General features: G+C 47.6%; 26 protein-coding genes. 17 read left to right on the top strand and 9 right to left on the bottom strand.

Annotated features, from left to right (window positions below; all coding sequences use genetic code 11):
- The first annotated feature begins 12 nt into the window (after positions 1-12).
- From lolA to cysG, 5 genes are all read left to right on the top strand, one after another.
- Positions 13-642, top strand: a complete 630-nt coding sequence (gene lolA, locus O59_RS10295) for an outer membrane lipoprotein chaperone LolA (protein ID WP_007642299.1) — start codon at positions 13-15, stop codon at positions 640-642.
- Between the two features lie 37 nt (positions 643-679).
- Complete coding sequence (locus O59_RS10290; protein WP_007642297.1) at positions 680-2,032, top strand: replication-associated recombination protein A; 1,353 nt, start codon at positions 680-682, stop codon at positions 2,030-2,032.
- A 1-nt stretch (position 2,033) separates the two neighbouring features.
- Positions 2,034-2,408 (top strand): fluoride efflux transporter CrcB, encoded by a 375-nt coding sequence (crcB, locus tag O59_RS10285; protein WP_007642295.1) that lies wholly within the window; start codon positions 2,034-2,036, stop codon positions 2,406-2,408.
- Positions 2,409-2,455: 47 nt separating this feature from the next.
- Positions 2,456-3,742, top strand: coding sequence for a serine--tRNA ligase (gene serS / locus O59_RS10280; RefSeq protein ID WP_007642292.1), 1,287 nt, complete (start codon positions 2,456-2,458; stop codon positions 3,740-3,742).
- Between the two features lie 115 nt (positions 3,743-3,857).
- A complete protein-coding gene (cysG, locus tag O59_RS10275; RefSeq protein WP_007642290.1) occupies positions 3,858-5,243 on the top strand; it encodes a siroheme synthase CysG in 1,386 nt (461 codons plus the stop codon).
- A gap of 47 nt (positions 5,244-5,290) precedes the next feature.
- Here cysG and O59_RS10270 read toward each other — a convergent pair whose 3' ends face one another.
- Complete coding sequence (locus O59_RS10270; RefSeq protein WP_007642288.1) at positions 5,291-6,346, bottom strand: TerC family protein; 1,056 nt, start codon at positions 6,344-6,346, stop codon at positions 5,291-5,293.
- A gap of 348 nt (positions 6,347-6,694) precedes the next feature.
- Here O59_RS10270 and O59_RS10265 point away from each other — a divergent pair, with 348 nt between their 5' ends.
- Entirely contained in the window at positions 6,695-6,958 is a 264-nt protein-coding gene (locus tag O59_RS10265; protein ID WP_040391850.1) for a hypothetical protein, read from the top strand.
- A gap of 4 nt (positions 6,959-6,962) precedes the next feature.
- Here O59_RS10265 and O59_RS10260 read toward each other — a convergent pair whose 3' ends face one another.
- On the bottom strand, positions 6,963-9,170 hold the full coding sequence (locus O59_RS10260) for an FdhF/YdeP family oxidoreductase (protein WP_007642284.1): 2,208 nt from the start codon (positions 9,168-9,170) through the stop codon (positions 6,963-6,965).
- Positions 9,171-9,293: 123 nt separating this feature from the next.
- Here O59_RS10260 and creB point away from each other — a divergent pair, with 123 nt between their 5' ends.
- The 5 genes from creB to O59_RS10235 all read left to right on the top strand — a co-directional run bounded on the left by creB (position 9,294) and on the right by O59_RS10235 (position 13,966).
- A complete protein-coding gene (gene creB, locus O59_RS10255) occupies positions 9,294-10,004 on the top strand; it encodes a two-component system response regulator CreB (RefSeq protein ID WP_007642282.1) in 711 nt (236 codons plus the stop codon).
- Positions 10,004-11,497 (top strand): two-component system sensor histidine kinase CreC, encoded by a 1,494-nt coding sequence (gene creC / locus O59_RS10250; RefSeq protein WP_007642280.1) that lies wholly within the window; start codon positions 10,004-10,006, stop codon positions 11,495-11,497. Before creB ends, creC begins: the two co-directional genes overlap by 1 nt.
- 121 nt (positions 11,498-11,618) lie before the next feature.
- Positions 11,619-12,221, top strand: coding sequence for a hypothetical protein (locus O59_RS10245; protein ID WP_007642278.1), 603 nt, complete (start codon positions 11,619-11,621; stop codon positions 12,219-12,221).
- A gap of 169 nt (positions 12,222-12,390) precedes the next feature.
- Positions 12,391-13,764 carry a cell envelope integrity protein CreD gene (gene creD / locus O59_RS10240; protein ID WP_007642277.1) on the top strand — a complete coding sequence of 458 codons (1,374 nt, stop codon included), beginning with the start codon at positions 12,391-12,393 and terminating at the stop codon, positions 13,762-13,764.
- Between the two features lies 1 nt (position 13,765).
- On the top strand, positions 13,766-13,966 hold the full coding sequence (locus O59_RS10235; RefSeq protein ID WP_007642276.1) for a hypothetical protein: 201 nt from the start codon (positions 13,766-13,768) through the stop codon (positions 13,964-13,966).
- Between the two features lie 149 nt (positions 13,967-14,115).
- Here the strand turns inward: O59_RS10235 and mgrA are convergent, their stop codons facing one another.
- The 3 genes from mgrA to O59_RS10220 form a co-directional block, all read right to left on the bottom strand.
- Positions 14,116-15,129 carry an L-glyceraldehyde 3-phosphate reductase gene (mgrA, locus tag O59_RS10230; protein WP_007642275.1) on the bottom strand — a complete coding sequence of 338 codons (1,014 nt, stop codon included), beginning with the start codon at positions 15,127-15,129 and terminating at the stop codon, positions 14,116-14,118.
- Positions 15,130-15,345: 216 nt separating this feature from the next.
- The gene (locus tag O59_RS10225; protein WP_007642273.1) at positions 15,346-15,783 is read right to left on the bottom strand and encodes a hypothetical protein; all 438 of its coding nucleotides are present in this window, start codon (positions 15,781-15,783) and stop codon (positions 15,346-15,348) included.
- Positions 15,784-15,891: 108 nt separating this feature from the next.
- Positions 15,892-16,305 carry an MAPEG family protein gene (locus O59_RS10220; protein ID WP_007642271.1) on the bottom strand — a complete coding sequence of 138 codons (414 nt, stop codon included), beginning with the start codon at positions 16,303-16,305 and terminating at the stop codon, positions 15,892-15,894.
- Between the two features lie 227 nt (positions 16,306-16,532).
- On the opposite strand from O59_RS10220, the gene fabV reads away from it, so the two are divergent.
- Together fabV and O59_RS10210 are read left to right on the top strand one after the other, a co-directional pair.
- Entirely contained in the window at positions 16,533-17,708 is a 1,176-nt protein-coding gene (gene fabV / locus O59_RS10215) for an enoyl-ACP reductase FabV (protein WP_007642270.1), read from the top strand.
- Positions 17,709-17,808: 100 nt separating this feature from the next.
- The gene (locus tag O59_RS10210; RefSeq protein WP_007642269.1) at positions 17,809-18,339 is read left to right on the top strand and encodes a 5'-3'-deoxyribonucleotidase; all 531 of its coding nucleotides are present in this window, start codon (positions 17,809-17,811) and stop codon (positions 18,337-18,339) included.
- Positions 18,340-18,374: 35 nt separating this feature from the next.
- On the opposite strand, the gene lepB is transcribed toward O59_RS10210, so the two are convergent.
- Positions 18,375-19,004: a signal peptidase I gene (lepB, locus tag O59_RS10205; protein ID WP_007642268.1), complete on the bottom strand. Its 630-nt coding sequence runs from the start codon at positions 19,002-19,004 to the stop codon at positions 18,375-18,377.
- A gap of 93 nt (positions 19,005-19,097) precedes the next feature.
- On the opposite strand from lepB, the gene O59_RS10200 reads away from it, so the two are divergent.
- The 4 genes from O59_RS10200 (at position 19,098) to lpxL (ending at position 22,153) form a co-directional block, all read left to right on the top strand.
- Entirely contained in the window at positions 19,098-19,994 is an 897-nt protein-coding gene (locus tag O59_RS10200) for an acyltransferase (RefSeq protein ID WP_007642267.1), read from the top strand.
- Positions 19,995-20,085: 91 nt separating this feature from the next.
- Positions 20,086-20,310: a DUF2789 domain-containing protein gene (locus O59_RS10195; RefSeq protein WP_007642266.1), complete on the top strand. Its 225-nt coding sequence runs from the start codon at positions 20,086-20,088 to the stop codon at positions 20,308-20,310.
- 113 nt (positions 20,311-20,423) lie between these two features.
- Positions 20,424-21,191 (top strand): YdiY family protein, encoded by a 768-nt coding sequence (locus tag O59_RS10190; RefSeq protein WP_007642265.1) that lies wholly within the window; start codon positions 20,424-20,426, stop codon positions 21,189-21,191.
- 44 nt (positions 21,192-21,235) lie between these two features.
- Positions 21,236-22,153 (top strand): LpxL/LpxP family Kdo(2)-lipid IV(A) lauroyl/palmitoleoyl acyltransferase, encoded by a 918-nt coding sequence (lpxL, locus tag O59_RS10185; RefSeq protein ID WP_007642263.1) that lies wholly within the window; start codon positions 21,236-21,238, stop codon positions 22,151-22,153.
- Here the strand turns inward: lpxL and O59_RS10180 are convergent.
- From O59_RS10180 to O59_RS10170, 3 genes are all read right to left on the bottom strand, one after another.
- On the bottom strand, positions 22,147-23,343 hold the full coding sequence (locus tag O59_RS10180; protein ID WP_007642261.1) for a CvpA family protein: 1,197 nt from the start codon (positions 23,341-23,343) through the stop codon (positions 22,147-22,149). The two genes, lpxL and O59_RS10180, sit on opposite strands and share 7 nt — an antisense overlap.
- Before the next feature lie 67 nt (positions 23,344-23,410).
- Positions 23,411-24,724, bottom strand: coding sequence for a type II toxin-antitoxin system HipA family toxin (locus O59_RS10175; protein ID WP_007642259.1), 1,314 nt, complete (start codon positions 24,722-24,724; stop codon positions 23,411-23,413).
- Positions 24,724-25,080, bottom strand: a complete 357-nt coding sequence (locus O59_RS10170) for a helix-turn-helix transcriptional regulator (RefSeq protein WP_040391848.1) — start codon at positions 25,078-25,080, stop codon at positions 24,724-24,726. Before O59_RS10170 ends, O59_RS10175 begins: the two co-directional genes overlap by 1 nt.
- Positions 25,081-25,131 lie beyond the last annotated feature (51 nt).

The following is a 25,131-nucleotide window of genomic DNA, read 5'->3' as shown; positions in this document are numbered from 1 at the left end:
GTTGGAATTTATATGAACGTTTTTGCACGCATTTTTACTGGTTTGCTGTTGGTGTTGTCGGTTACTACTTATGCGGCTGACGATCAGGCGGCTGCACAGCTCCGCAAACAACTCGATGCCATGAACACCTTGCAAGGTGATTTTGTACAGACCACTTACGACAAGGCTGGCGTCGAGCAAGAATCCAGTAGCGGCAATTTTATGTTGATGCGCCCAGGTAAATTTTATTGGAAAACCCTGGAGCCTATGCCACAGCTGTTGGTATCCAACAATAAAACTATTTGGCTCTACGATCCGGATTTGGAAACGGTGAATATCCGCGAATTTACCGATGACCTGCGCGAAACGCCTGCATTATTGTTGAGTGCGGACATCGAACAGTTGCGTAAAAACTTTTCTGTCGCACGTGATCAACAGGATGGCAGTGCAGAAAAATATACCCTCACACCCAAGGTGACTGAGGGCATGTTCCAGCATTTAATTCTGGTATTTAAAAGCGGACAGCTGAGCGAGTTTGCGATTCAAGACAGCCTGGGCCAGTTGACCCGCTGTGTATTGAGCAATGTGCAGCGCAACAAAGCACTGCCGGAAGAAAACTTTTTCTTTGTGCCGCCCGAAGGTGTTGAGATCCTGAGGGATTAAACACTGATCGGATCTAACCCTATAAAGATGTAAGCCCATGGATCTTTTTGCCAGCAGTGCCCCTGCATATCAACCGCTTGCTGCGCGCATGCGCCCGCGCAATCTGGATGATTATATTGGTCAGGAGCACCTGCTCAGTGTGGGCAAACCGCTGCGCGAAGCTATCACTCGCGGTCAACTGCACTCGATGATTTTGTGGGGCCCGCCCGGTGTGGGTAAAACCTCGCTTGCCAAATTATTCGCCGAGCAGGCAGATGCGCGGTTTGAATCCTTGTCAGCGGTTTTGTCCGGCGTAAAAGAAATTCGTGCCGCTGTCGCAACCGCGCAGCAAGAGCGCATCTCCAGTCGTCGCAAAACCATTTTATTTGTCGATGAAGTACATCGCTTCAACAAATCCCAACAGGACGCATTTCTGCCTTATGTGGAAGACGGCACTTTTATTTTTATCGGTGCAACCACTGAAAATCCCTCGTTTGAATTAAACAACGCACTGCTCTCACGGTGCCGTGTGTATGTGCTGCGCGGTCTGCAGCCCGAGCAATTAAAAGACGTATTACAGCAGGCGCTCGACGATAATGAACGCGGCCTGGGCGGGCAGGACATTCGTATCGATAACGATACGCTAATGACTCTCGCGCAAGCCGCCGATGGCGATGCACGCAAAGCGCTTAACTTGCTGGAAATTTCCGCTGATCTCGCCGAAGACGCCGGCGATCACAAAATCATCAATCAACAAGTGATTGCTGAAGTCTTGGCGTCCGATGTGCGTCGCTTCGATAAGGGCGGCGATATTTTCTACGAGCAAATCTCCGCCTTGCATAAATCCGTGCGCGGTTCATCGCCCGACGGCGCACTTTACTGGCTTGCCAGAATGCTTGATGGTGGCTGCGATCCACTTTATATCGCCCGCCGGGTGGTGCGTATGGCAAGTGAGGATATAGGGAATGCTGACCCACGCGCGTTGCCGCTGTGTTTGTCGGCGTGGGATGTACAAGAACGTTTAGGTAGCCCGGAAGGGCAGTTGGCCATCGCCCAAGCCGTGGTGTATTTGGCCTGCGCACCCAAAAGTAATGCTGTGTATAATGCGTTCAATCAGGTCATGGCTGATGTTCGCTCCCAACCCGCATTTGATGTTCCCATGCATTTACGCAATGCACCGACCAAGCTCATGAAAAGCATGGATTACGGTGCGGAATATCGCTACGCCCACGACGAACCCGGCGCCTATGCGGCAGGTGAAAATTATTTGCCGGAAGAGATCGCCCAAGCGCGTTACTACCAACCGGTCGAACGTGGTTTGGAATTAAAAATTCAGGAAAAGCTTGCCCATCTACGCGAGTTGGATAAGCAAAGTAAAAAGAAACGCTACAAAAAATCGCCCGGAAAATAATATGCAGTGGTTAGCAATCGCATTAGGTGGTGCTCTTGGCTCAGTGCTTAGATTCGCTGCCGTCGGTTATTTAACGCCGCTATTGAATTACCGGTTTCCACTCGGCACCTTTGTGGTGAATATTGTCGGGTCATTTTTGATTGGCGTGGCTTATGTACTGCTGGTAGAAAAAACCACCTTGCCTGTCGAATGGCGTTTATTTTTTATCACCGGAATTTTAGGGGGCTTCACCACCTTCTCAGCTTTTTCGCTGGAAATTTTACAGTTGTGGCAAGAGGGGCACGTGCTAAACGCGCTTGTGTATGCCAGCATCTCGGTGATTCTGGGTTTATTAATGGCCTTTGTTGGTATGGCATTAACCCAAAAAATATTTTAGTTATTAATTATTCATGTTCTTCAACTTCAAATAGAAAATTACTCATCATGTTAGATTCAAAGTTACTTCGCACTGCTACCGAACAAGTTGCCCAGGGTTTGGCCAAACGTGGCTATGAGTTGGATGTTGCCAAAATTCAGGCTCTGGAAGAAACCCGCAAAGCGATTCAAATAAAAACGGAAAATTTGCAAAGTGAACGCAACTCTATTTCCAAGGGCATTGGCAAAGCCAAACAAGCCGGAGAAGATGTTGCACCTATGATGCAAGCAGTAGAAAACATCAAACAGGAATTGGTAGGCGCCGAAGCTGAATTGGCAAAAGTACAAGCTGAGTGGGATGATTTTGTAAAGGCAATTCCCAATATTCCTGCCGATGAAGTCCCCAATGGTAAAAGTGAAGAGGATAACGTTGAAGTTCGCCGCTGGGGTATGCCGCGTAGTTTCCATTTTCCCATCAAGGATCACGTTGATCTGGGGGCAGAATTAGGTGGTTTGGATTTTGAGGTGGCCACCAAAATTACCGGCACTCGTTTTGCGGTTTTGCGTGGCGGCGTAGCGCGTTTGCATCGCGCTCTTGCGCAATTTATGTTGGATACTCACATCAATCAACACGGCTACGAAGAAGTTAACGTGCCGTTTATTGTGAATCGCGATTCACTGTTTGGCACAGGCCAATTACCCAAGTTTGAAGAAGACTTGTTTAAACTGACCGACGACCGTGAATTTTATTTAATTCCCACTGCCGAAGTGCCAGTCACTAATATTTACCGCGATGAAATTGTTGACGAAACCCAGCTGCCGATCAAATTGGTTTGCCACTCTCCCTGCTTCCGCTCAGAGGCGGGCAGCTATGGTCGTGATACCCGCGGCATGATTCGTCAACACCAGTTTGAAAAAGTGGAACTGGTTAAGTTTGTGCGCCCGGAAGAATCCGATGCAGCGCTGGAAGCCTTGGTTGGCCATGCAGAAACGATTTTGCAACAACTCGGCTTGCCCCATCGCACCGTTATTTTGTGCGGTGGTGATATCGGCTTTTCCTCTGCCAAAACTTACGACATAGAAGTATGGGTGCCTTCACAGGATAAGTATCGCGAAATTTCTTCCTGTAGCAGCTTCCGCGATTTCCAGGCCCGCCGCATGATGGCGCGCTACCGCAACAAAGAAAGCGGCAAACCTGAACTGCTGCACACCCTCAACGGTTCCGGTTTGGCCATTGGCCGCACCTTGTTAGCTGTGTTAGAAAATTATCAGCAAGAAGATGGTAGTGTAATTATTCCTGAAGTATTACGCCCTTATATGGGTGGGCAAGAAGTGTTGAATTCTGCTAAAAAATAATAAAAAGGGTGGGCATTGCCCACCCTTTTTATTTCTGCATCTTAATTTTTACATTCATCTGATTATTGTGTTAACTGCAGTTCGACTGGAGTTAAATAAAACCGTGTAGATTATTATGGAATATTTTCCCGTCTTTCTCGATTTAAAGAACCGCCTCTGCCTGTTAGTCGGTGGTGGCGATATTGCAACGCGCAAAGGGCGATTGCTCTCCAAGGCGGGTGCGCGTTTGCGGGTGGTTGCGCCGGAAATTTCCAGTGAATTACGCGAACTGGTTGCGCAAAATAATGGCGAGTTGCGTGAGCGTGAATATCAAACCAGTGATTTAAATGATTGTGTCATTGCCATTGCCGCGACGGATATCGAAACACTCAATGAACAAATTTCTGCGGATGCCCAAGCGCGTAACTTACCGGTGAATGTGGTGGACAGCCCTACGCTTTGCACTTACATCACTCCTGCAATTATTGACCGCTCTCCCTTGGTGATTGCAATTTCCAGTGGTGGTGAATCGCCGGTATTGGCGCGTTTAATTCGCGCGAAGCTTGAAACACTGATTCCCACTAGCTACGGTCGCCTCGCGCAAATAGCGAGCAGTTGGCGCGACCGTGTTAAGGCGCGTTTTGATGATGGTGATAGTCGGCGTCGCTTTTGGGAGAAAATTCTGCAAGGCCCGGCAGCGGAGTTAGCCTTGAATGGTCAGGAAGCAGCGGCAGAAAATATTATCGCCACTGAAATTGCCAAAGAAGATCAGACCATTACTCAAGGCGAAGTTTATTTGGTCGGTGGCGGCCCTGGCGATCCAGAGTTATTAACTTTGCGAGCGCTACGTTTAATGCAACAAGCCGATGTGGTGCTTTACGATCGTTTGGTATCAGATGGTGTAATGGAGCTAGTGCGCCGCGATGCCGAGCGGATTTATGTGGGCAAACGTCGCAGCGAACATGCAATGGAGCAGGAAAATATCAATCAGCTGTTGGTTGATTTAGCCAAAGAAGGTAAGCGGGTGTTGCGCTTGAAAGGGGGCGATCCGTTTATTTTTGGGCGTGGCGGTGAAGAAATTGAATTACTTGCGCAAAACAATATTCCATTTCAAGTGGTGCCGGGTATTACTGCGGCATCGGGTTGTTCTGCCTATGCAGGGATTCCACTGACACATCGCGATTACGCCCAATCGGTGCGTTTTGTAACAGGGCACTTAAAGTCCGACAATACCAATTTGCAATGGCCGGAGTTGGCCAACCCAACACAGACGTTGGTTTTTTATATGGGTTTGGTTGGATTAAAAGAGATTTGTGAATCGCTCATCAGTCATGGTCGTTCACCACAAACACCGGTTGCTTTGATTGAAAAAGGTACGACTCAGGAGCAGCGTGTTTTGATTGCCGACTTACAGTCGATTGCCGATGTAGTGGCAGCAAATGATGTGCATGCTCCAACCCTGTTTATTGTGGGTGAAGTAGTAAAATTGCATGATAGTTTAAAATGGTTTAATCCGGCGTGATAAACCAGTAAACGCCTCCCTTGCTACATGCGAGGGAGGCGTTTTTGTTACTCAATTCCCGAAGCTGCTGGCTTGGTTTTTATCCAGGAAATCAGCACTGATCCCCCAATTAAAAAAGCAACAGTGGTAAGTGATACGCCAATTGGAATTTTATAAATGTCGATCAACAACATTTTTACTCCAATAAAAATGAGCACCAAGGCTAAACCATATTTAATGTAAGCGAAGCGATCTGCAATATCAGCCAGCAAAAAATACATGGCACGCAGACCAAGAATTGCAAAGATATTGGATGTGAGTACGATAAATGGATCAGAAGTAATAGCGAAAATAGCCGGAATCGAATCCACTGCAAAAATAATATCCGAGATTTCCACCATAATTAATGCCAAAAATAATGGTGTCATGAGCTTCACACCATTGACGACAACAAAAAAGCGCTCGCCTTCCAAGTGATCGCTAATGGCAAAATGCCGCTTAAACCAGTTAAGCAGAGGGTTATTGTTAAGGTCTATTTGTTTGTCTGCCATCCACCACATTTTTATACCAGTCAGTAATAAAAACGCACCAAATACATACAGTAACCAATGGAAATGTGCGATTAACCAAACTCCAGCAAAAATCATAATAGTGCGCAGAATAATTGCGCCGAGCACCCCATAGGTTAACACTCGTTTTTGTAATTCGAGCGGTATGGCAAAAAAGTTAAATAGCATTAACCAAACAAACACATTGTCCACGGCCAATGATTTTTCAATCAGATAACCGGTCAAATACTCCATAGTTTTGGTGTTTGCAAATTCACGGGTGTAGTGGGCGTCCAGATAAAACCATAAGCCTGCCCCAAAACTTAACGCAAGGCTAACCCACACCAGTGACCAACTGCCTGCTTCTTTAAGTGAAACGCGGTGTTGTTTTCCGCCACCAACAAAAATCAAATCAATAGCGAGTACTACAAGCACAATTGTGAAAAAAGCCAGCCACATCCACCAGGTGCCAATAGACTGGAGAGATGTCGTTGTGTCATTTGCAGTTTGGATTGCTGCAGCAAGCTGCCCGGTTTCGGCGCTTGGTAGCGATGAAAAAGAAAGGATGTTTAGCATGAAAGGCTCCGTCAAAGTCGGTTAAATGACGCAATGACGGGCAAATTGGAAATATACGAAAGCCTTTGTCATTGCGACAAAGGTCTCGTTTACAAGGTATTACCTTGCCCGCGCGACCGGAGCTTTGACTCGTATTGACGACCTGCGCGGTAATAACTACTCCCCTTCGTAAAGCGAGTATAAAAGACTGAAATGGATGGTCAAGTGTTTCTTTAGGCGGAAATTTGACCGAATTTCTGGTTAAAATGTGACCTTGGCGTCAGTTTTACGTATCTTGGGCACTTAAGGTTAAAGGGCGATTGAATGCTGCCGATAAATTGACTGTAACTTGCGAATTCAGGTGCAATCATGGTTTACCTTGGACCAATCCAGCCTCGACCGGTATCGGTTAAAGCGCCCAGTCGTCCTTCAACGACTACGGCGGTGAGCCCCTATGCCAATGAAAATCAGCAGCAACAGCGTTCTGCTGGCCTGGATGCCATAGGTCCACCCGGTGGAGTTGAACGTCGCAAGCAGGATCGTCGCCATAAAGCAGACCAGACCATTGTTGAAACCCGCGCAGGGCGCGACCGCCGCAAAGCCCCGAAGACCACCATCAATATTTCTATCTAACAAACTATTTGCATGGAGTCACTTGTACTGGCACCGATTTAAAGGCCGGTGTTTTACTGCGCGGGTCGTGAGTGGTGGCAATCAGGACATTGGCTTCCGGGTAATAAGCCAGGACATTACCGCGCGGCACATCAAACGCAAAAACAGTGACGGCTTTCATTTCACCTTGCGCCGAACGCAAGGTTACGGGGTCACCGGCGGCAACTCCCAGCGCTTGAATATCTTCCTTGTTCATCAATACCGACCAGCGGGTATTAGTCCCGCGATAAGAGTCCGTCTCTTCGTAAATAATTGAATTAAATTGACCTTCACTGCGAATACTCGCTAATACAAACGGAAAATCATTGTTGGTGATAGTCTCGGGTAATACGTTGGTTTGAAATTGGGCTTTGCCGTTTTTCGTGGCAAATTCCGGTGTGCTTAGTAAGCGATTTTGAATCGTGAATTCTTGTTTTGTGTGTGCGATATCTTTTAATTCACTCAAGCCGGGAATGGTCGCGGCAATCGCCGCGCGAATAGAATCGTGTTGTTTCAGTTGATTAAAATCGAGTGGGCATTCAGGTAATAAGCGTTTGCCTAATTCGCACAGAATTTCTACTTCCGGTTTTACATTGTGCAAGCGATTTATACCGCCATCACTTAAACGCACATAATTAAACATGGATTCCTGGGTGGTGGGTTGCCACTCTTCATCCCGCGCGGTGACCGGTAAAATTAATGCTTCACTGGTTTCCATGCCAGTCACGTGACCCAGGTTGAGTGTAGTGGTCAAGTACACTTTAAAGGGGATTTTATCCAGCGCTTGTTGCGCCCAGTGGCTATTCGGAGTTGCCGCAAATAAATTGCCGCCCATAATCAATGCGGCATCTATTTTTCCTTCGTGTGCTGCAGTCAAACAGGCAAGGGTATCCATGCCTGCGCTACGCGGTAATTGTGCACCGGTGTGTTTTTCCAGTTGTAATAAAACATCTTCCGCTAAAATGGGTTTAACACCCACAGTGCCAATGCCCTGCACATTGCTGTGACCGCGCAGCGGTAATAAGCCGGCGGCGGGCTTGCCTAACATGCCGCGCAGCAACGCAAGGTTGGCAATCGCCTCCACATTTTCAACACCGTGTAAATGATGGGTAATGCCCATGCCCCAGGCAAAAATAGCGCGCTCAGCTTTGGCGTAGGCCTGTGCGAGGTGTCGAATTATTTCCTGATCAATACCGCAATGAGTGGTGATGGTTTGCCACGACGTATTATCAATATCCTGTTTAAACACTAAAAAATTATCGGTGTGCTGTGCGATAAATTGTTCATCGATGTGTTGCGCTTCCAACAATGCTTTGGCGATACCTTTGAGTAACGCAAGGTCGCTGCCGATTTTGGGTTGCACATATTCTGATGCAATCCAGGTTCCGCCGCTGAACATGGATTTAGCGCTCTTGGGTACCGCAAAACGTACTAAACCCGGTTCTTTAGCCGGATTGATAACAATCACTTGTCCGCCGCGTTCGCGACAATTTTTTAATTGATGCACGAAGCGTGGATGATTGGAGGATGGGTTTGCACCTATCACAAAAATACAATCGCATTTGCCCACATCTTCTAATGACACTGTCGCCGTACCTGTGCCGATTACATTGTATAAACCAACGCCGGTAGCTTGATGGCAGTAGTAGGAACAATTGTTGACGTTATTGGTGCCGTACAAACGCGCGAGTAATTGCAGCACAAAACCCGCTTCGTTGGAGGAGCGGCCCGATGAATAAAAAAATGTGCGCTCCGCCTGGGTGGCTGCAAAACTGCGTGCCATTTTATCCAGTGCAAATTCCCAACTTACTGGCGTGTATTTATTGCCATCGGCAGATTTAAACAGCGGGGTATTTAACCGCCCCAGATGTTCAATTTCGTAGGCACTCAGTTGTTTAAAATCGTCCAGCGTGTGAGTAAATAAATCCTCGGGGATGGGCGCCTGAATATCGGTGGATTGCGCCTGAATACTTTTATTGCACACCGACGGGAATTCATCTTTTTCATTGGTCATACCGCCGCGTTGACCGCCCATACCCAAACCGCAGGCTTTGCAGGTGTTTTTGCTGTTGAGCGCTTTGGCTGAGTTAAGCAGGCCGATACGCGCCACGGTTTTTAAGGTGTAGAGCACTTTTTTAGGGCCGCCGCCGACAATGCTAATAGGCTCGGCAGGTGTTGAATTGTGTGAAGACATAATCTCTGACCGGAAACGGGAATATGTTTGGAGGGTAGGGCGGTTTTCTCGCTATTGCAATACGTTAAATCACGGCTTTCTTGTAGAATCGCCCCAGCCCTTATCTATTTACGGATTGACTTCATGCCCCATATTTTGATTCTTGAGGACGAGCCCAGCATCGCTGAAAGCCTGGTATTTGTATTGCAGGCAGAGAGCTTTACCACCCATTGGGAAAGTCTGGCGAGCAAGGCATTGGTTCACGCTAAGGAGCAACCGGTCGATCTGATTATTATGGATGTGGGGCTGCCCGACATGACCGGTTTTGAAGCCTGCAAGCAACTGCGAAAATTTTCCGAAGTTCCGGTGATGTTTTTAACCGCCCGTGGCGATGAACTGGATCGGGTAGTGGGGCTTGAAATTGGTGCAGATGATTATGTGGTAAAACCTTTCAGCCCGCGGGAAGTGGCTGCCCGCGTTAAAGCTATTTTAAAGCGCACACGCGTGCCGCAGCAGGAGGTGCCGACGGTTGCGGTTAGTTCGGCCCGCACCTCGACTTCAGCTGAATTCACGATAGATCATGAACGTAAAACTATTCACTACCACCAACAATTGTTACAACTAACCCGCTTTGAATTTTGTTTGTTGGAAACCCTGTTGGCGCAGCCGGGGCGGGTATTTAGCCGCGAACAGTTGCTCACAGCGGTGGGTGTTACGGTGGATGCAGGTTACGATCGCAGTATCGATAGCCATATAAAAAGCCTGCGAGCCAAACTACGCAGTGTAAACCCTGCTGCAGAGCCCATTAAAACCCAACGTGGTTTTGGTTATTGCTATCAACCGGAAGCTCATTGATGTCGCTGAGTTTACGCATATTTATTATTTACATGCTGTTTGTGGCGCTGTGCAGTTACTTTGTATTGCGCACGGTGATGGAAGAAATTCGCCCGGGCGTGCGCCAATCAACCGAGGAAACACTGGTTGATACTGCCAATTTGCTGGCGGAATTCTTGCGCGAACCAATGTTAAATAATCAAATCAATAAAGATTTTTATGCGGATATTTTTCGTGCCTATGGTCAGCGAACGCCCAATGCCAACATTTGGGGCGTGAATAAATTTGCGGTGAACCACCGTATTTATGTTACTGACCGCAATGGCATAGTGTTGTTGGATTCCAATAACATTGCGGTAGGGCAAGATTACTCGCGCTGGAATGACGTGTATTTAACCTTGCAAGGTAAGTACGGTGCGCGTTCTTCCCATGAGCAGGAGGGCGATGAAAGTTCCAGCATTATGTATGTGGCCGCGCCCATTAAAAATGGCGATGACATTATCGGTGTGGTGTCGGTAGCCAAACCGAACCGCAGTGTGCAACCCTTTATTGATCGCACCCAACAGCGTTTGGGTATTTTGGGGGGCAGTTTAATTTTGCTGGGCTTGCTCAGCGGTGCAGTATTTTCCTGGTGGTTGAGCCGCGAACTGCGCAAGTTGCGCGAGTATGCGGTGAGTGTTAGCCAGGGCGAGCGCGCAATAATTCCTGAAAGCAAAATTGCCAGCGGTGAATTGCGCCAACTTGCGCAGGCGTTAGAATCCATGCGCAGCGAGTTGGATGGTAAAGCCTATATTGAGCGCTATGTACAAACATTGGCACACGAATTAAAAAGCCCGCTGGCGGGTATTCGTGCAGCCGCTGAATTATTGCAGACACCGCTGTTGCAAACACCTGAAAACCAGCAACAGCGGCAGCGCTTTATCGTCAATATCGATACTGAAAGTCTGCGTTTGCAACATCTAATCGAGCGATTATTGAACCTTGCTTTGGTTGAACAGCAGCAGAGCCTGCATGATCCAAAATCTATCGATCTTAATAGACTGTGCGATGAGTTGCTGGATAACCAGATAGCGCGTATTGCCCAACAGTCGATTCAAATCCACAAAGACTATACGCCCTCTGCAGTGGTGGTTGGTGAAGTGTTTTTATTGCATCAAGCATTCAATAACTTGCTTGAAAACGCACTTGATTTTACACCTCATGGTGGCATTATTTTTATGCAGACAATTAAACAAGGCGAACATTTACAGGTATCTATTTTCAATCAGGGTGAGTCAATCCCCGAATTTGCTTTTGCGCGTTTAACCGAGCGATTCTTTTCACTGCCGCGCCCGCAAACGGGCAAAAAAAGTACCGGATTGGGGTTGAGTTTTGTGCAGGAGGTAATGGACTTACACGCTGGAAAATTATCGATTATGAACACCCGGCTTCAGGATTTATCCCCCAATGTCCCGCATGCGCACTCGCTAGCCACAACTGGTGTAAGTGTGATATTGGAATTCCCTGGTGTGTGAAAGGCTGCCTGAAAGTACAATTATTTACAGCTCTGGCGACGGTAAAAAAATAAGCTCCGGGTTTTAAAAAATGGCTCTGTAAGTGCCTACTAAAATACCGATTATCGCTGGAGTTAAAAGAATGCTGTCGCCGCTCAAGCTTTTGTGTTGTGTTGTTCTCTTGTCGCTCACTGCCTGTAAAGATCTTTTGTCCAAACCACTTGCTAGCGCCAATGTGCCGGATACTCCCCGCCCAGTAGCCGGTGACTGGTTAAGTGAAGATGGCAGCAAGCAGTTAAGCATTACCAAGGCGGGTAATCAGGGCTGGTATAGCTTTCGTTACACGGAGGAAGCAAAAAAAACGGAAGGGCGTTTTGTGGTGTCTTACTTTAAACAGCGCATGGTATTTAATGTTGATTTAGTCAGTGTGCGGATTAACGGGCGTCCCGTCGTCAACTCTGAAACTCCGGTGTATATGCTGTTTGGTGCCGCAGTCAACAATGAGAATTTACGTGTATCACCCGCGCAGATGGACAAATTTGAACAACACTTTGCGGATTATTTTTTTGCATACCCAATGAATACTAAAAACCTGTGTAACCAGACTTTGGAGCTTTGTACTGCCAGTTTTACCTCGGGTAATTTGTTATTATCCAAACGGATGCGCAAGTTTAATGATGAATTTATGAAAAAATTTCGCACTATTTTCCCGAGCAAAAATCAGGTGGTATTTAACCGCCGGTAGTTTACTGTTACTACAAGCGCTCTGCAGTTGTGCAAAGGGCAGGGCGCTCGTCAGCTTCGCACAATATCCTCGAAAAATTCACACAATCTCCATACAGCACCGCCAACTCTCCATAAAGAATCCATGTAGCATCGGCATAGTGATCCCTAATTAATCCAAGGAGATCACCATGAATCGTTCACTATTGTTCAAATTTTTAGCTATTGGCTGTTTAATGTTGTTGTTACTTATTCCACTGGTAATGATTGGCAACTCCATTGATGAGCGGCGGGAGTACAGCGAGCAAGTTGTGCGCGATATAGCGCGCAGCTCAGCCTATAGCCAAACTCTGGTGGGCCCCGTATTAGTTGTCCCATATTCTAAAAAGGAGCGCTATTGGACGCTGAATGAGGCTAAGGAAAAAGTATTTCATGAGCGGGTAATTGAAGACAATCTCTACTTTTTACCTGACCGCTTTCGTTTGAGTGGTGATATGACTACCGAGTCGCGCCAGTTGGGTATTTACACTGCGCGGCTTTACCATGCAGACAATAGTATCGACGGGTACTTTACCTTGCCGCTCAATTACGGCATTAAAACCAATCTCGCTGATTACACCTTTAACAGTCCCTTTGTGGCGGTGGGTATTAGCGATATCCGCGGCATTAAAAATTCCCTGCAGTTACAGCTGAATCAGCAAACCTATGACTTTGAACCTGGCTCGCAACTAAAAATTCTGGGTGATGGTGTGCATGCACGGTTATCGCCAACTGTTTTTTCAGATATCCATTCACAAGCGCAGTCAGTACCTTTTTCTTTCAAGTTGATGTTGCAAGGCACGGAGCAATTCAACATAGCGCCCTTGGGTAAGGAAACCCATGTTGAATTGCACTCCGATTGGCCGCACCCGCGTTTTCTGGGCGATTTTTTACCGGCGGAGCGCAGTATTGATAACACCGGATTTACTGCGCGTTGGCAGACATCCTATTTTTCCACCAATTTTGCAGAATATTTTACTGCCTGTATTCGCACCACACAGTGTGATCAATACCAACAGCGGCAATTTGGTGTGAGCTTGGTTGAACCGGTCAATTTGTATGTAAAAAGTGATCGGGCGATTAAATATGCGTTGTTATTTATTGCGCTCACCTTTGCCAGTTTCTTTTTATTTGAAGTGTTAAAACGCTTGCAGGTTCACCCGGTTCAATACGGTTTGGTGGGGTTGGCATTGGCATTTTTCTACTTATTGCTGCTGGCGTTATCTGAACATATCGCTTTTGTTGCGGCTTACGCTATTTCCTCATTTGCCTGCGTGGTGCTGATTGGTTTTTACGTGTCCTATGTGCTGCAAAGTTTTATACGCGGTGCGGGATTTAGCTTGGGCTTGGGGTTTTTATACCTGTTGTTATATGGCCTGTTAAGCGCGGAGGATTACGCATTGTTAATGGGCGCATTGTTATTGTTTGTTGTGCTTGGCGCATTTATGTTGCTTACACGCAAGGTGGATTGGTATTCATTGGGCGCTAGTAGTAAAGCCGCCAGTGCGACAGTGAAGGAACACTAAAATGATTGAGCTTATTGCATCGTTTTTGATTGTGGGGCTGCCCGTATTGTTAGCAGTGTTATTCACTTATTGTTTGTGGAGCCGGGGCTGGCGAGCGCGGATAATTTTGTTTGCTGTGGTGTTGTTGATGGGGTCAGAGGTTTATGCGTTGAAGTATCCGCAGAAACAATTGAAGGAGAATTATGCGCGGGTTATTAGTTGATAGCATAAATGGAATGTTGGTTGTTAAATCGTAGGTTGGGTTAGCGGCGAGTTTAACGAGTCGCGTAACCCAACATTCGGTGGGCGGCGACACTGCTGTTGGGTTACGAGGCTCGCGCTGCTCGCCTCTAACCCAACCTACGGTGCGGTTTATTTTAAAATGGTTTCAATTTTTGCAAGCTCATCTGCACTGAAATCAAGGTTGTTTAAGGCAGCAACCGAGTCATCAATTTGCGCGGGGCGGCTGGCGCCAATCAAACAGGTGGTCACCGCATCATTATGCAAAGTCCAGGCGATGGCCATTTGTGCCAGTGATTGACCGCGTGATTCTGCAATCGCATTCAAGGCTTGTACTTTTTGTAATTTTTCCGGTGTGATGTCTTTGTTGTTCAGGTAGATTAATTCAGGGCGCGCTGCGCGTGAATCGGCGGGAATACCATTCAAATATTTGTTGGTTAACACACCTTGTGCAAGTGGGGAGAATACGATCGAGCCAATACCTTCCTCTTTCAAAACGTCGGTTAAACCATTTTCAATCCAGCGATCAAACATGTTGTAACGCGGTTGATGAATGAGTAGTGGTGTGCCCAATGCGCGCAAAATACGTGCAGCTTCTTTGGTCTGCTCGGGTTGGTAATTGGAAATACCAACATAAAGTGCGCGACCTGAACGCACAATATAATCCAGCGCTTGCATGGTTTCTTCCAGCGGTGTTTCCGGGTCCATGCAGTGATGATAAAAAATATCAAAATAATCCAAACCTGTACGCTTCAGGCTTTGATCGCAACTGCTCACCAAATATTTGCGTGAACCACCAATGCCATAAGGGCCTGGCCACATGTCGTAACCCGCTTTGCTGGAGATAATTAATTCATCGCGGTAGTGCGCAAAATCCTGTTTAAAAATATTGCCAAAAGTGGATTCCGCCGAGCCGAAATTCGGGCCGTAATTATTTGCCAAATCAAAATGGGTAATGCCTAAATCAAACGCACGGCGCAGCATGTTACGCGCGTTGGCTTGTGAATCCACCGCGCCAAAGTTTTGCCATAAACCCAGCGATAAGCGCGATAAGCGCAGGCCGCTTTTGCCGCAGCGTTGATATTTCATGGTTTTGTAACGATCGGGGTGGGCAACGTAAAGCGGATTGGGTTCGTGGGTAATCATGCGTATTCCTGCCGAATATGTAGTGTTGGAGAGTGAAACCGATAAGCATTAAATTTATTACCGGATTTTACCTGAAAAGCAGTAAATCCGTGTGGCGGGAGTGTAAAGAAAGGTGGCTGGTTTTTTTGCAGCAGATAAAAAAATCCCCGCACTCTGGCGGGGATCAAGCAGCGCAAAGGTTGTGCTGCAATTGTCTGGGTGGTGAAAACACAGTATTTAGTGATTGTTGCCTTTTCCTTTGCCGTTTCCTTGTCCCTTGCCCTTGCCTGGGCGATCATTTTTTTCATGCTTGTGTTCATCATGACCATGATCGTCACTGTAGTGCTCGTCATATTCTGCTGAACGCACAAAATACACCGGACGGTCGCATGCACGATATTTACTGCAATGTTTACCCCAATTTTTTGCATGGCCCGGTGGGACATGTAAATACACAGGTCGGCTACGTGCATATTTTGAATCGCTGACGATGATCATGGGCTCGCGGTAGTAAATGTTCGGGCGCGAGTCATTGCCCAATTCGACCCGGCCATAAACGCCGGGGGCAACTTCACCTTCCAATATCACATTAATGCCCAGATCGTCGGCCATGGCGGGCAAGCCCGGTAGGGCACTCAAGCTGAGTAATAAACTGGCGATAATTTTTTTGTTCACAATGTAGTACCTCTGGGTAGTAAAACAGCGTTTAGCTTAGCCTCTCAATGGTGTTAATTCGGTGCGCCAGCGCATATGGCGACACAAAAGTGCTGCTATTGGTGCAATTTACCCCACATAGTGAGTGGCATGATCAATTAGCAATATACCCCAAATCGCCAATACACAGAGATTACCGAAGGCATAGGTACGAAAGCGGTTGATTACATCGTTGATCGTTAAGTGGATGATGCTATGGGCTGTGCGCGCGAACACAAACAACCAGGCGGCGACCATCATGGCTGTACTTTCTGTTCCCATGGCGATCGCGGTGGCGCCCGCTGCGTAAAAAAGTACGGGTATTTCAAATAGATTGCTGTAGTTACGTGCGGTTTGGGCTATTTCATCGGGCATCTCACCGGTATTCAGGCGAAATTGGCTCAGCTTAACGCTGCCTGTTTTAATTGCCTTGAGGCGCAAAAAAAGCAAGCGAAAGGCGACCAAAAAAGTCAGTAAAACCATGGCGAACATGGGGTAAATCATGAAATTGCTCCTTGATCCTGTGGGGAATTGATTCAACTATAGTTCAAATCCTGTGCAGATTTGTTGCGGCTTGAGCGAGTAGCTCTGGACTTGCTGATGAGTTGCAGCGGGTGCAGGGGACATTCGCGCTTTCTGGCACTATAATGGCCGCCTTTGCGAGCCACCTCTGGTGCTCATTTCCGTTTGATTCACCCGCTAATTCATAAACATCACCACAAGGTAGATTCATGATTATCAAGCCAAAAGTCCGCGGTTTTATTTGTACCAATGCGCATCCACAGGGTTGTGCTGCCAATGTTCAAGAGCAAATCGCTTTCACCAAAGCCAAAGGCCCCGTTGCCGGTGCGCCAAAAAAGGTGCTGGTGCTGGGTTGTTCAACCGGTTTTGGTTTGGCTTCACGGATTACTGCCGCCTTTGGCGGTGGTGCAGATACCTTGGGTGTGTGTTTTGAGAAAGAGCCGTCGGAAGCTAAAACGGCAACCGCTGGTTATTACAACACCTCTGCATTTCACGATGCAGCCAAAGCCGAAGGTTTGTACGCCCACACTATTAATGGCGATGCCTTTTCCGATGCCTGTAAAGACAAAGTTATTGCTGAGCTGAAAAACAGCATGGGAAAAGTGGATTTGGTGATTTACAGCCTTGCGTCACCACGCCGTACCGACCCTAAAACAGGCGAAGTGTTTAACTCGGTCTTAAAACCCATCGGTAAGGAGTACACCTCTAAAAACCTCAATACTGACACGCTGAAAATTTCTGATGTCACTATCGAGCCGGCCTCCGACGAAGAGATCGCCAATACCGTTAAGGTAATGGGCGGTGAAGACTGGGAAATGTGGATCGATGCACTCAAAGGCGCAGATCTGCTCGCTGACAATTTCCAAACCGTTGCCTACACCTACCTTGGCGACAAATTAACCTGGCCAATTTACGGTAAAGCGACTATTGGTAAAGCCAAAGAAGATTTGGATCGCGCGGCAAAAACCCTGAGCGCAAAACACGGTGGCAATGCACGTGTTGCCGTATTAAAAGCCGTTGTGACTCAAGCGAGCTCTGCGATTCCAGTAATGCCGCTGTATTTGGCAATCCTGTTTAAAGTGATGAAAGCACAGGGCACTCACGAAGGTTGTATCGAGCAGATCCAACGTTTGTTTAAAGAGTGTCTGTACTCCGCCACCCCGCGTCTGGACGATGCCAATCGTTACCGCGTTGACGAGTTGGAATTAGACCCATCGGTGCAAACCAAAGTGGAAGAGCTGTGGGATTTAGTCACTGAAGAAAACCTGTTTGAACTGACTGACTTTGAAGGCTACAAGGCCGAGTTCTTGCGTCTGTTTGGTTTCGGTATCGACGGTGTGGACTACGATGCAGAAACGACACCTCTAGTGCCAACTAACTTCTAAGGTTGATTGCACTAAAATCCCTCGCCTTGGCGGGGGATTTTTTTATCAAGCTATTGTTTTCGGTATATTGTTTTGTAGGTCTATTGTTTCGGGAGCAAAAATGCGTAAACGTATTGCCATTGATATGGATGAAACCATCTGCGACACCTTGGCCCGTCACCTTGATTGGTACAACAGCGAGTTTCAGCAAAAGCTAACCAAGGCTGATTTATATGCAACCAAGATTTATAAGGCTGTGCCTGAAGCCCATGTCGCGCGAGTGAGAGCTTACCCTGATATTCCGGCGTTTTTTGAGGATATCCCTCCTTATGAAAATGCAATCGAGGTGATTCGGGAGTTGCATGAACACTATGAAATAGTCATCGCCACCGCCGCTATGGAGCATCCCACATCCTTTACACCCAAATACCAGTGGTTGGTAAAACATTTGCCATTTTTGTCGCCCATGAATTTTATTTTTTGCGGTAAGAAAAATGTGGTGCAAGCAGATTATTTAATTGATGACAGCTCGCGTCACTTTGAAGGTTTTGTGGGGCAGGGCCTACTGTTTTCTGCAGCGCATAATATGGAGGAGGCTGCAGCGGTGCGTATGAATGATTGGTTGGATGTGCGCAATTATTTTTTACGCTAATTTCTTGTGGCAATAAGTGCGCTAGCGTTCAGTGGCTATTCAAGTCTATGAAAAAAACGGTCTGCGCGCGGTAAAAAATTGTCTTCATAATCGAAGGACATAATAACGCTGCGGGAACGGCCGACAAATTCGCTACGTGGCACAAAACCTATTACGCGCGAGTCGGCGCTATTATCGCGGTTATCGCCAAGCATCAAATAATGGTCTGCGGGTACTTTTACCGGAGCAAAATTCGCATAGGTTTTTGTATTCGGGTCAATTCGAACTATATGGTTTTTGCCCTGTAAGTGTTCCAGCCAGTCGCCATTAGCAGCGGGCGTGTAGGTAATTGCTTCGCCATTGATATAAAGGCGATTGTTCTGCATTGCGACTGTATCACCGGGTATGCCAATCACGCGTTTAACCAAGCGTTTATTGGCGACCTTTGAATCAAATATTGCAATGTCCCCGCGTTGTGGATCAGTTATTTTATAAAGTGAAATATGGGTGAAAGGGACGCGTAGATCGTAAGCCATCTTATTCAGGCCTATGCGATCGCCTTCAATAATTGTGGGTTTCATTGAACCGCTGGGTACATGATTCCAATCAGCGACAGCACTGCGGAAGCAAAACATCAGTGTTAAAAATATAAACAGTGAACGGTTTTCCATCCAAAAACGTTTCATTCATTGTCCCTCTCTTGATCCTGTGTGGGTAATGCACAAAAATGCGCAGCTTTTATGACACTAGGGTCTCAGGCAAGTTCACAGGTTGGTAATATGCAATTATTCAATCATCTGCGCGCGGTGCTAGTCACTGCGATTTTCTCCATCACCATTATTATGATTTCTGTTCCGGTAGTGGTGCTGGGGCTGGTGAAATTATTGATTCCTGTAACCGCCTTGCGGCGCGCGATTGACCGACTGTTGGATTCGGCCTCCAACCTGTGGATTACCTTTAATACCTGGCAGCAAGAGCATACCTTGCCCACTCAGGTGGAAGTGGAAGGGCTGGGCAATTTGAGCCGTGCCGAATGGTATATGTTGATTGCCAACCATCAGTCCTGGCCCGATATTCTGGTATTGGTGCGTGCCTTTAATGCGCGTATTCCCGGGGTAAAGTTCTTTTTCAAGCGCAGCTTGTTATGGGTGCCGGTATTGGGGTTGGCGCTCTGGGGGCTGGATTTCCCCTCCATGCGTCGCTACTCCAAAGCCAAGCTTGAGCGACACCCTGAACTCAAGGGGAAGGATATAGAGCAGACGCGCAAGGCCTGCGAGCGTTTTCGCCATCACCCGGTCACGATTATTAATTTTCTGGAAGGCACGCGTTTTACAGAGACCAAACATAACCAGTTGCAGTCGCCTTATCGCCACTTATTGCCGCCTAAAGCTGGTGGTTTGGCCTTTACGCTCGCTGCCATGGGTGGGCAGTTGCATCGCTTGTTGGACGTCACCATCTATTACCCGGAGGGGATTCCCACTTACTGGGAATACGCCTGTGGGCGGGTGAAGCGTATTCGTGTACACATTCGCCAATTGCCCATCCCACCTGAACTTATTGGGGATTACAGTGAGGATGCTGCGTTTCGCGCGCGTTTTCAGCTCTGGGTCAACCAACTCTGGCAGGAAAAAGACGAGCTACTGCATGCAATGATGGCCGAGGAAAAAAGGCGATAGAAAATTAAGCTAGGAGACTGCTTGTCTTGCCGCTATCCTAGTGGTGGAATATTTGAGTGGAATTGTTCCATAACATCGACAGGAGGGCCGCATGTTCTACACGCTGAATGATCTTTTTGCCAAATTAGGTCTACCCAACTCTCCCGCCGCGATAGAGGCTTTTATTGAAAAGCATCGCCCGCTACCGCAAGCCGAACCCTTGGCGAGCGCCACCTTTTGGACTGCCGAACAAGCGGCATTCCTGCGTGAGGCTCGACAGGAGTACTCTGATTGGGCTGAAGTTGTGGATGAGCTGAACTGTTTGTTGCGCGACTAAGCGCTTATCACCCCTAACAGAAACGACCGGCCATTGGCCGGTCGTTTTCATTTGGGAGTCAGCTTTTCTATGTTATGGTTCCACCTCCCTAGATAGAGGTAACAGGATTGACTATGTATAAATTGACCGCTGCTTTTGTTCTCACCACATGTGCCACTGCCAGTTTTGCCGAGGATGCAAAAAAACCTTGGGAAGTAGAAGTGGATATAGGTGCTATCGCTACTTCGGGTAATACCGACACCACCAGTCTCCAATTTAAAGTGGATGCCAAGCAGAATTTGGAGAAATGGGAAAACCAATACATTTTTAATTCACTGTTCAAAGAGGACAGTGTCAAACAAGACGACAACACCAGTCAGAGAGAGAAAACGGCGGAAAAATATTTTGGTTCTGCCAAGTTTGCTTATTTGATTGGAGTGGAAGAGTCTTATTTATTTAGTTATGGCTCCTACACCGAAGATAAGTTTGGTGCTTATCGTACTTATGCAACCCTGGCTTTGGGTTATGGTAACTGGTTGTACTACAGCCCCACGTTTAACTGGTTTATAGAAGCGGGTCCTGGTTATTTTGAAGGTGAAAAAGTGACCGAAAGCACGGATCCTTTGTTGCCGGATACCATCACCGATGAAAGTGGTGCGATGTTGCGTGCAGCTACCGCACTGGAATGGAAAATTAGCGACAACGCCACCTTCAAACAATTAATTAGCGTTGAATCCGGTGCAGACAATACTCGTACCCAAAGCGAAACCTCGCTGGCAACAAGTATTAATGCGCACATGAAAATGAAAGTGGGCGTGGCGATTGCGAATGACTCGGATGTGGCAGACGGTAAAGAAAAAACCGACACCACCACCTTTATCAATCTGGTTTATAGCTTTTAAGTTATTGCCGATATTGGCTACTTCAATCTAGATTATTTATCACTATGGCTTCATCGCAATTTGATCGTGCTTTACTGGCTCCTCGTCATTGGCCTACCTGGATTGGTTTTGGGGTTTGGTTTTTGATTGCGCAATTACCTTATTCCTGGCAGATGGCGTTGGCTCGCCGCGCGGCACCTTTGCTTCACCTGAATAAAAAGCGGGTGAAAATGGCGCGCACTAATTTGCAACTTTGTTTTCCGGAAAAAACAACCGCGGAAATTGACCAATTATTAAATGCCAATTTGCAATCCACTGCGATGGCAGCTTTTGAGACCGGGATTGGTTATTTTTGGTCAAAACCGCGGTTGCGTAAATTATTCTCCATCACCGGGCTTGAGCACATTGAAAAAGCCAAGGCAGATGGCGAGGGCGCGCTCTTGCTTAGTTTACATTTCACCACACTGGATATAGGCAGTGCGATGCTGGGGGCGTGTATAAATTATGATGGGATGTACAGCCCGCATAAAAACAAAGTGTTTGATTATGTGCAAAAAAAGCGTCGTGAAGCCTATGTAAAAGAAGGTATTGCCCTTAGCCGTGACAACGTGCGCGGAATGGTGACACAGCTGCGCAAAGGGCGAATGATTTGGTATGCCCCTGACCGCGACCTGGGTGCAAAAGTGTCAGTATTTGTGCCTTTTTTTGGTGTGCCCGCCGCGACCGTGACTGCCACGGCAACATTTGCTCGCATGGGGCGCGCTAAAATTATCCCTTTCTCCCAATACCGCCGTGCCGATGGCAGTGGTTATGATGTGGTGGTTCACCCGCCCTTTGAAAACTACCCCACAGGGGATGAATTGGCGGATGCGCGCCGGGTAAATGAATTTGTAGAGCAGGAAATCCTAAAAGCACCGGAGCAGTATTTGTGGGCCCAGCCGCGTTTCAAAACGCGGCCCGAGGGCTTGGCAAAAGTTTACTGAGGTTTTGCAGCCGGGTTTGTTGGCTGGTCAGAATAATGCACTTGCCCCTTTTCATCGGTCCAGCGATAAATTTGGGTAGGTGTTCTCGGTGTTTCCTGCGTTGTTTGGTTGCCGGTATTGTTTTGTTTTACCTCTATCACCTCGTAATTATTCGTACCATTTGCCGCGATAGTTTCCTGACTAAAAATAATCTGCGTGAGCTGGTTTAATTTTGGGTTCAGCATCAGTGGCAATTTATTGGGTGAATTTAATTGCTGTTGAAACTCCGGGTCGGTCACTATCGCAATCACCCGCGGGTCATGTTTAATTATCTGCACTCGATTCCACGCAAAAACCATTTTTTCTGCCGCTGCCTGCGCGCCCGCATCGGTGTTCACATCAGCTTGCGCCATTAGCGCCTGCATGCTTGGGTTATCAATTAAGGCTTTAAATTCCGGGTCGCGCATTAGTGCATGAGTGTCGCCCGTGGTGAGTAGCGATTGGATTTTTTCATCGGCCATCAGCGTTTGCATTTGGCCGCTGTTGGTCATCTGCTGCACATGGCCAAGCATGGTTTGTGGGTCTTGTACAAAGGCTTTGGCGACCTGGCTGGCGGTTTTATCTTCCACCGCCAAATCCACCGCGGTTGCGGCGGCGGCGCCCATTAATTTTTTAGCGCTTGCTTCAATAAATGAATCGTTAGCGCTTTGTAAATTGCGTAGCGTTGGAATGGGGGGATTCGTTGAACTGTTAGCAGGGGTATGGGTGAGCGGAGCGTTGGTTGTTGTGTCGGTAGTGAGGTTTTCGGTGATGGTATTTTGCTTCGGTGTTAAGACTAGCCCTAACACATAAACCGCGAGTAAACCGGCCAGTGCACCTACCAGTACACCCACACCTGCACCGCCTATTTTTGAGCCGGTATTAGTAACATGGTTTTCCGGTACCAATTTTCCAACGCCGCTTAGCAATAATGAAACAATAAAACTGACCAGCAAAAAAATCCCTGCACCGGCAATAAAATAAACAATCAAACCCGTTAATGCCGTGTGTTGCATTAACAATGTAGCAACCGTTGGAGTAAAAATAAGTGCGGCAGGGTAGGCGACTATCCAACTCAATATGCGCGTAATAGAGCCAATAAACCCTTTTTGATAACCGCGCCAGGTGAAAAAAATAAGTAGCGCAAAAAATACCAGGGTGGTGATTTGCATTGCCAATTCCTTATTCAATAAAAGTTGTGGTGACTTGTTTGGCTATCGACTGTTGGTAACTCAGTGTTTAAAGCGAAAGGCGTAAGTTGTTATTTATCTCGCGTGTAAACTCCGGCGATACACCCGCCGTGCTTGCATAGGTTGGCCACTGGCCGACAACATCAAGCACCTCTTCAATAATCAGTTTTGCTTCTTTGGTGAAATTACTAATTAAGGTTGCAGCACTTAATAAATCACGGCGGGTAAAATTATCGCGTTTACCATTTAAATTCAGTTGGTGCGAATTCACCCAGGGTGAGCCGGGTTTGTAGCTGTAGGCTATGTCAAACGCGGGCGCTAATTGCCACTGCATGCGCGGGCCGGGCAGAATAAAACCGATATTTTTACTGTGATCGTCATGGTTGCGCGCCACTATGTTAAATACCATGCGGCGATAAATTTCCACCGCCTCAGCGCGCGTTAAACGCAGTTGGCGCGCTACGGCAAATAGTTGTTCATAGCTGTAATAGCCCGGCTTTTTAAAATCGGCGTGATCCATGGCACAAAGTGATTGATAGTGAACCTTGTGATTGCCAATGCGATCAAAGCGCTGCGTCAGAAAATGCGCGCGCTCACCATCCATTAATAATTCGCAAGGCGCCATACGAATGCCCGCCGCTTTTGCCATTAAATAATAGGCGTATTCCATACGGCCAAAACCCTGTGGGTCGCCAAAGGTTTCGCGGCTATTGCCTTGTTCAATGACTCCATCAAATTTCAACAGATAATGTTTAAAGCCCTCAGGTGCATCTACTTGCCCTGAGCGGATTTCAGTGCGCGTTTTATTGAGCGCAACCAAGGCCTTGGCGCGCGCGCCACCGGCGGATGTACCCACTTGCAGTATCGCTGTGAGATCGTCATTCCCCCTGTGTTGGAGCGAACCGTTTAGGCCGACACGTTGATCCAGTACTTGTTGCGCCATAGCGATCAGCGATTCCAGCTCCAGCTTGCTATTGGTCTGTTGAGTTTGCCGCAGGGCAGGCGCGTATTCCAGCGCCCCCATACCGCGGTTGCCACTGTAAAGCAGGCGCTCGAGTGGATTAAAACTCTGCGCGTCCCGGCCGTTGCGTGCGAGCCAGGCATTGATTACCGCGTTGCCAAAATCGTCGGGCAAGGTATCTGCAAAACACGCGGGCAGCCCTTTATAGGTGTCGCGGTTGAGTTGGGGAAAGTGAAAAATATGTGTGCCGTCCGCGTGGCTAGGCATGTGCAGTGGGGCGATTTGCACCCCGGTTTTTATCCATTCGGGCGTATATTCAAAGGTCGCGGTTGCGGTGTCGGGTGCCCAGGCAAGGGCGCCGACCAATTTGTCCCATAGCCACACTTCAGCGAGGTTTAGCATTACCAGTCCAACCCCGGTTCTTTTATGCCCTCGGCAGTGCGCGCCTCGGCTGCTTTATAGTTACTAGTCCGTGCGCGCTGGCGCTGTTTACCGCGCAGTTTTAATTGTTCGAGTGGGCTGGGTGGGGTATCGGGTAGGAAGTTATCCAGTTGCTCCAAGGCATTGAGCGCGCGTAAGGCGGCAATCATATTTTCCAGCTTGCCGCCGCCAGCCACCAATTGGCGATAACTTTTGGCAGTAATGCCTATTTCATCTGCCAGCATTTGTTGGGTCAGGTTTTGCGCCAGCCGCAAACGTTCAAGGCGTTCGCCTAGCTCGGTAGCAATGGCACTATTGGTCATTGAGTGATAGTTCATAATAGATATTTATCTACCCCTAATAGGTGAAAATAATCAATTAAGAGTAAA

The organism is Cellvibrio sp. BR (assembly GCF_000263355.1).
Taxonomy (GTDB): domain Bacteria; phylum Pseudomonadota; class Gammaproteobacteria; order Pseudomonadales; family Cellvibrionaceae; genus Cellvibrio.
The sequence above is the reverse complement of the archived record's forward strand: the minus strand, read 5'-3'. Positions and strand labels throughout refer to the sequence as shown.